Genomic DNA, 6,158 nt, shown 5'->3' with positions numbered 1-6,158 from the left:
TGAAATAAAAAGGATAGTTCTTGGAGGCATGGGGTCCGGAGACAACCGGAAAAACCTGTACAGGAATATTCATGTATCCACAGAGGAAATGGCTTCTCTTATTAAGCTGGCTGATACTGCAGAAGTTGACATTCAGATTATTCCCGACGACAAACCGAGAAACATCTTGAAAATATAGGTAGGAAGGTGAGCTATGACTTTGTTCAACTACATTATACTTGGCATCATATATTTCATAGGAAGTTCAACATCTTTCACCTTTGGCGTGGGATATTATACTCTTTACAGGTCCGTATTTTCAGGACTGATTACAGGTTTTGCACTTGGAAATCCTGCAGCAGGACTCATGGCGGGAGCCTTGACCAACCTTCTATTCATTGATTTCTCCTCTACTGGAGGTTCATTGAAGGGAGATCCCTGCATGGCAGGAATACTTTCGGCCATGGCGGCAATAAAGTTTGACATAATGCCTGCAGCTGCTATATCCTTGTCCTTTCCAATAAGCATGATAGGACTGGTGTTGTGGAGGTACAGGTTGTCTATAAATTCAATATTCATAAAGAACCTGAAAAGAACAATAGACAAGGATCCTGAAAAGGCAATCAGTATAAACAATATCTATTTGCCACAACTTCTTCTATTGGCAATAAGCATTGTTTTGGTATCGGCTACTTCATGGTTCCTGTACAGGTTTGGTTCAATGGTTTTGGGAAGATTCCCCGAAATGGAGATTGTATTGAATACTACGGGCATAATGCTCATCATACTTTCTTCATCATCGGCGATTTTGTGGTTCAAGTATAAATACAATATAATAATGTTTTCAGTTGCTTATCTGGTAGCCGTGTATTTTCATTTCGATCCCTATCTGGTCCTTATTGTAATTATGCTTTTGTCTGCACAGAAGAGGAAAACCATGGACATGGAAAAGTATATTTCACCAAGAATAGGCAAAAAAGAAATAATCAGGTCCTGGATGGTGTGGATGAACTTCACACATTCATGTTACAGTTTCGAGATGATGCAGGGTGTAGCCTTTTCACACAGCATGATTCCAGTCCTCAAAAAGCTTTACAAGGGAAAGAAAGACAGGAAGGATGATGCAATAAAGAGGCATCTTGAATTTTTCAACACAGAGCCCAATGTAGGTTCGTCCATCCATGGATATATAATACAGATGGAAGACAGGATGATTGATGACAGGCAGATATCCGGACCCATGATATCGGATCACAAGAAGGGTCTTATGGGAGCAGTTGCAGGAATGGGAGATTTTACAACCCAGACAGTAATCGCGCCAATAACAATACTTGGAATGATTTACGGCGTGGTGACCGACGAGATATCAATGTTTGTTTTTTCAACTCTTGTAATGATAGGAACGGTAATGTTCTTGTCATTGAAGGGGTTTTTTGATGGATTTTACTATGGAGAAGAAGGTGTGCTGAGAAGGGTAAACCTTCCAAATGAGATCAAAATATTCAAGTATTCACACAAGATATTTGTTGTTTTACTAGGTCTTGTTGCAGGTGAGTCAATCTACACCATATTGTCTGCTACGGGCATTGGTGCTCTTACAGGCGGTTCGGCAGCGCTTCTTTTACTTTTTATCATATTTAACTATATTTTAAGAAAAGGAATAGAACTTAAACTTCTGGTTCTGTCCATATATATTTTAAATATTATCTTTCTGATTATTAGATAATAGCAGCACATTGATTTAGGGAATGAAAAATATAACAAAGTGGAGGAATACATGAAAAAACTTGAAGATTTAAAACAATTGGTAGACAAGAGTAACAAAATGAAACTTGTTGTTGCAGCGGCGGAGGAAGAGAATGTTCTTATAGCCGTGGAAAAGGCTTATCAAGACGGACTCATAGTTCCTGTTTTAGTAGGAGATAAGGCCAAGATAAGTGAATATGTTGAAAAAAACAACCTTGACTTTGGAGATTGTGAAATTATAGAAGCATCCAGTTTTGAAGAATCGGCTGAAAAGGCTGTAAGAATGGTAAATGAAGGAAAGGGAGATTTCCTTCTAAAAGGTCTCTTGGACACTGCAGTACTTTTAAAGGCTGTACTGAACAAGGAATGGGGACTTAGAACTGGAAATCAGCTAAGTCATGTCATGCTTTATGAAATCGAAGCATACCACAAGCTTTTGATGCTGACAGACGGAGGTATGGTTACATATCCTGATCTGGATACAAAGGTTCAGCTTATAAATAATGCAGTTGAAGCTGCCAAAGGTCTTAAATATGAGACTGTGAAGGTTGCATGCCTTGCTGCAAAGGAGAAGGTTAATCCAAAGATGCCTGCAACTGTAGATGCAGGATTATTAAAGGAAATGTACCAAGACGGAAAGTTTGCTGAAAATGTAATTGTTGAAGGACCAATGGCCCTTGATCTTGCGATATCAAAGGATGCGGCTAAAATTAAAAAATATGAAAGTCCTGTTGCCGGAGATGCAGATGTACTCCTTATGCCGAACATAGAGATGGGTAACGGTATAGGAAAAGCCATAACATATTTCGGAAATGGAATAGGAGCGGGAGTTGTTATGGGTGCAAAGGCTCCAATAGTTCTTGTTTCAAGAGCAGATACCTTCGATTCAAAGTATTATTCAATACTTTTTGGAAGTCTCATTGCTTCAGTAAAATAAATAAATCCGGAATCTTCAGCATGATTGATATGCTTGAGATTCCGGATTCTATTATATTTATAATACTTTCCTTTTTATTGCATACTTCTTCTTTAATCTTCCAGCAATCTCTTTCTTTCAAAATACAGACCCATTATCAGTATGATTACTCCACCTATGAAGAAAAATATTGATCTTGGCATCAATCCGTAGAACATGTCGAAGTAGAATCTGAATATAAGCACACAAAGGAAGAACAGTGATGTCATTGACTTATGCTTAATCATTACCAGAAAATAAATGGCAAGGACCGTTCCCCATACAATTGCATAAGTGTTTCCATCTGCTAATCCCAGGAGATTTTCCCATGCTTCTCTGCTGGTCATTATGATGGCCATTGTGGAAGCCAGTAAGAATCCTATATATTCAGACCACATATTGTGATGTTTGAATCTCCTGTAGAAAAGATAAAAACCAATAAGCATGTATGAAACTATTATGAGAACTGAATTGGTATTGAGATATACAAAATATTGAAGAACACAGGCGCAGATTACTCCTACATTTATTACACTGTTAGTGAGAGGATATTTGTGGTAGATATTTGTAAAATAAAACACTAGAAGCAGTATAGTAGGCAACAGTAGATATACATGGTCCAGTCCCGAAACTGCGAAGAATATGGCTACAACTTGGGCGAAAATGAACATAAGCTTGTCCTTGAAAATTATGGACAGCAAAATCAGTGAAAGAGACCATGTAAAGAGCACTACACTGTTGTGAAAAGGAATGTCCATGAGATTGTAGGCCAGGGACAGCATGCCTCCTATGAGAAAGCCATTTATGTAGAGAAACGAATAGGAAGTTTTTGGATTGTGCTTTTTGAGATAGAGATAAAGAATTAGAGATGCGATGAAGAGCACAAAGAGAATAGAAAGCTTAATTGGATTTGTCATGAATTCCCACTGTGCCGTAACAAAACTCAAGGCGCTCAATCCCACAAGTGTTGCTCCAACTGTTATGACAACCTTAATGAAGTTTATATCGTCAGGTAGTTCATAGTGGCCTAGAATCTGGTTTTTTGTTTCATCGTTGATAACATGCATTTCTTTTTGATATTCAAGCTCTTTTTCTAGAAAGTCTAGTTTGAATTTGCTGATTTTCTTTTTCATAAAACTTCCTCCCAGATGATTTCTTTTCTTACTTATATTATACCATATCATAATTCAATATTAGCGTAATAATTAAATGCAAAAATATTTACAAAAATAATACATTAATAGAGTATCAAATCTGATATAATCAAATAATAGTTAACTAATCTGGAGGAAAAATGATATATATAAAGAATGGATACATAAAAACAATGGTCGGAGAAGATATTGAAAATGGCCAAATACTTATAGAAGAGGGCATCATCAAGGCTGTGGGTAAAGTAATAGAAGCGCCTGCTGATGCACAGATAATAGATGCAAAAGGTCTTATAGTAACACCTGGACTTGTGGATGCACACTGTCATCTTGGAATGTGGGAGGAAGGAATAGGATTTGAAGGAGCTGATGGAAATGAAGCTGTTGAACCTGTAACTCCTCAGCTGAGAGCAATAGACTCTATAAATCCAATGGATATTTCTTTTCAGGAAGCAAGGGAAGGCGGAGTGACAACTGCTGTTACAGGACCTGGAAGTGCCAATGTAATAGGTGGAACCTTCGTTGCATTGAAGACCTGGGGAAAAAGAATAGACAATATGATAGTAAAGGATCCTGTTGCAATGAAGATTGCCTTTGGTGAAAACCCAAAGAGGGTCTATGACGATCAGCATAAGTCACCTACAACAAGAATGGCTATTGCTGCAATTTTGAGAGAGATACTTTTCGAAGCTCAAAAGTATGCGGAAGACAAGGAAAGAGGTATTACTGAACCTGACGAGAAGCCTGAATTTGACCTTAAGTTGGAGGCGATGTTGCCTGTTATAAATAAAGAGATACCTTTAAAAGCCCATGTACACAGGGCCGATGATATATTTACTGCTCTAAGGATAGCTAAGGAATTCGACCTTGATATTACTCTTGACCATTGTACTGAGGGGCATCTCATTGCTGATGAGCTTGCAATTGATGGAAAGACTGCAATCGTTGGACCTTCTTTTGGAAGCAGAACAAAATTTGAACTTAAGAATATGACTTTTGACACTCCAAAAGTGCTACATGAAGCAGGAATTAAGATTGCATTAATGACAGATTCACCAGTTATTCCACTTCAGTTCCTTAGCATGTGTGCAGGTCTTGCTGTAAAGGCAGGTCTTCCAGAAGATGAAGGATGGAAGGCAATCACTATTAATGCTGCTGAAATAGCAGGAATATCAGACAAGGTTGGATCCATAGAAAAGGGCAAGGATGCAGATATTGCCATATTTAAGGGAAATCCCTTGAAGAGCATAGATCATGAGGTGAAGGCTACAATTATCGATGGAAAGCTCGTGTACAATAATCTTGATTAAGTAATAAAATTCAGGAATTAATATAAAAAACTTGAAGCTTCAGGCTTCAAGTTTTTTATATATAAGTTTTCACAGAGTTTAGTTTTTCCAGATTCTTTTACAGTAGATATGGAGGAGGTTCGTTTCGAGTATCTGGCCTGTGTGTTCTATAACAATTGTGTCACCGATGTTTATTAGATTGTCCCTTGAACCATTAAATACAGTTTCATTCATAAGGTAGGCCAGGCATGACTTGCTGGTTTCAGATTCTATTAGAAAGCCGTTTGAATAGACTTCTGACACCCTTCCGTTCATGACATTGTCGTTGTTTATTTTTTCGGGGTAGAAGTTGATGAAAATAGTGGCTAATAGAATAAATACTATTATAAAAATTGACATATAATCCATCCTGGAGTTTTTTTGTTAATAAATCTTTATTGTAGTTTTGACGGGAAAGAATGTTTAAAGTTCCCACATATTGTGTTTATTTCATAGATTATGGATAAAACTTGTGTTAATATTAGTAGTAACAAGAAAAGAGGGTACCGAAATGAGAAAAAGCGTTTTTGACATTAAACAATCCTTAATTTTATACACAGTCATAGTAGTAAGTTTTTATTTCACAAGTATAGCTTTTTTCAAAGCCTTTGACATAAATGGAATACCTCTTACTCATTTTTTCACACTTTTTTTACCTGGTATTCTTGTATCTGTTTTGGATAAGAAGGACATAAGGGAAGTTTATTTGCTAAGGAAGCCTTCTGCATCCAAGTACATATACATAGGTTTTGGATTGTGGGTGGCAGTATTGATAATAAGCGGTATATATTCAGTGTTTGCAGTTAAACTTCTGCCTGAGGAGGCGAAATTACTGGAGGCTTTTGACTATTTGTTTTCAAACTTAACTCTGACCTATCAACTTGTGGTTATTGCAGCTATTCCTGCAGTAGTTGAGGAGCTTCTGTTCAGGGGGCTTTTTCTTTCATCATTTTTAGAGCATATGAAGCCTCTAAGGGCAATGGTCTTTACATCACTAAT

The 6,158-nt window shown here is 37.3% G+C and carries 6 protein-coding genes; 4 read left to right on the top strand and 2 right to left on the bottom strand.

Going from position 1 to position 6,158, the window contains the following annotated elements; all coding sequences use genetic code 11:
• Positions 1-193 precede the first annotated feature (193 nt).
• Both AC3AX0_RS05600 and AC3AX0_RS05595 read left to right on the top strand, forming a co-directional pair.
• Complete coding sequence (locus tag AC3AX0_RS05600; RefSeq protein ID WP_487549324.1) at positions 194-1,705, top strand: PTS system mannose/fructose/sorbose family transporter subunit IID; 1,512 nt, start codon at positions 194-196, stop codon at positions 1,703-1,705.
• 51 nt (positions 1,706-1,756) lie between these two features.
• On the top strand, positions 1,757-2,662 hold the full coding sequence (locus tag AC3AX0_RS05595) for a phosphate acyltransferase (protein ID WP_487549323.1): 906 nt from the start codon (positions 1,757-1,759) through the stop codon (positions 2,660-2,662).
• 92 nt (positions 2,663-2,754) lie between these two features.
• Here the strand turns inward: AC3AX0_RS05595 and AC3AX0_RS05590 are convergent, their stop codons facing one another.
• Positions 2,755-3,813 carry a DUF2157 domain-containing protein gene (locus tag AC3AX0_RS05590; RefSeq protein ID WP_487549322.1) on the bottom strand — a complete coding sequence of 353 codons (1,059 nt, stop codon included), beginning with the start codon at positions 3,811-3,813 and terminating at the stop codon, positions 2,755-2,757.
• A gap of 161 nt (positions 3,814-3,974) precedes the next feature.
• Between AC3AX0_RS05590 and AC3AX0_RS05585 the strand changes: the two genes are divergently transcribed.
• A complete protein-coding gene (locus tag AC3AX0_RS05585; protein ID WP_487549321.1) occupies positions 3,975-5,141 on the top strand; it encodes an amidohydrolase in 1,167 nt (388 codons plus the stop codon).
• Between the two features lie 78 nt (positions 5,142-5,219).
• Here the strand turns inward: AC3AX0_RS05585 and AC3AX0_RS05580 are convergent, their stop codons facing one another.
• Positions 5,220-5,519, bottom strand: a complete 300-nt coding sequence (locus AC3AX0_RS05580; RefSeq protein ID WP_487549320.1) for a hypothetical protein — start codon at positions 5,517-5,519, stop codon at positions 5,220-5,222.
• 151 nt (positions 5,520-5,670) lie between these two features.
• Between AC3AX0_RS05580 and AC3AX0_RS05575 the strand changes: the two genes are divergently transcribed.
• Positions 5,671-6,158 (top strand): CPBP family glutamic-type intramembrane protease (locus AC3AX0_RS05575; protein WP_487549319.1); only part of this gene is annotated, 488 nt, incomplete at its 3' end.

The sequence above is a fragment of the Dethiosulfatibacter sp. genome (assembly GCF_983023055.1).
Note: the sequence above shows the minus strand (reverse complement) of the source record. Positions and strands in the feature narration are given on the sequence as shown.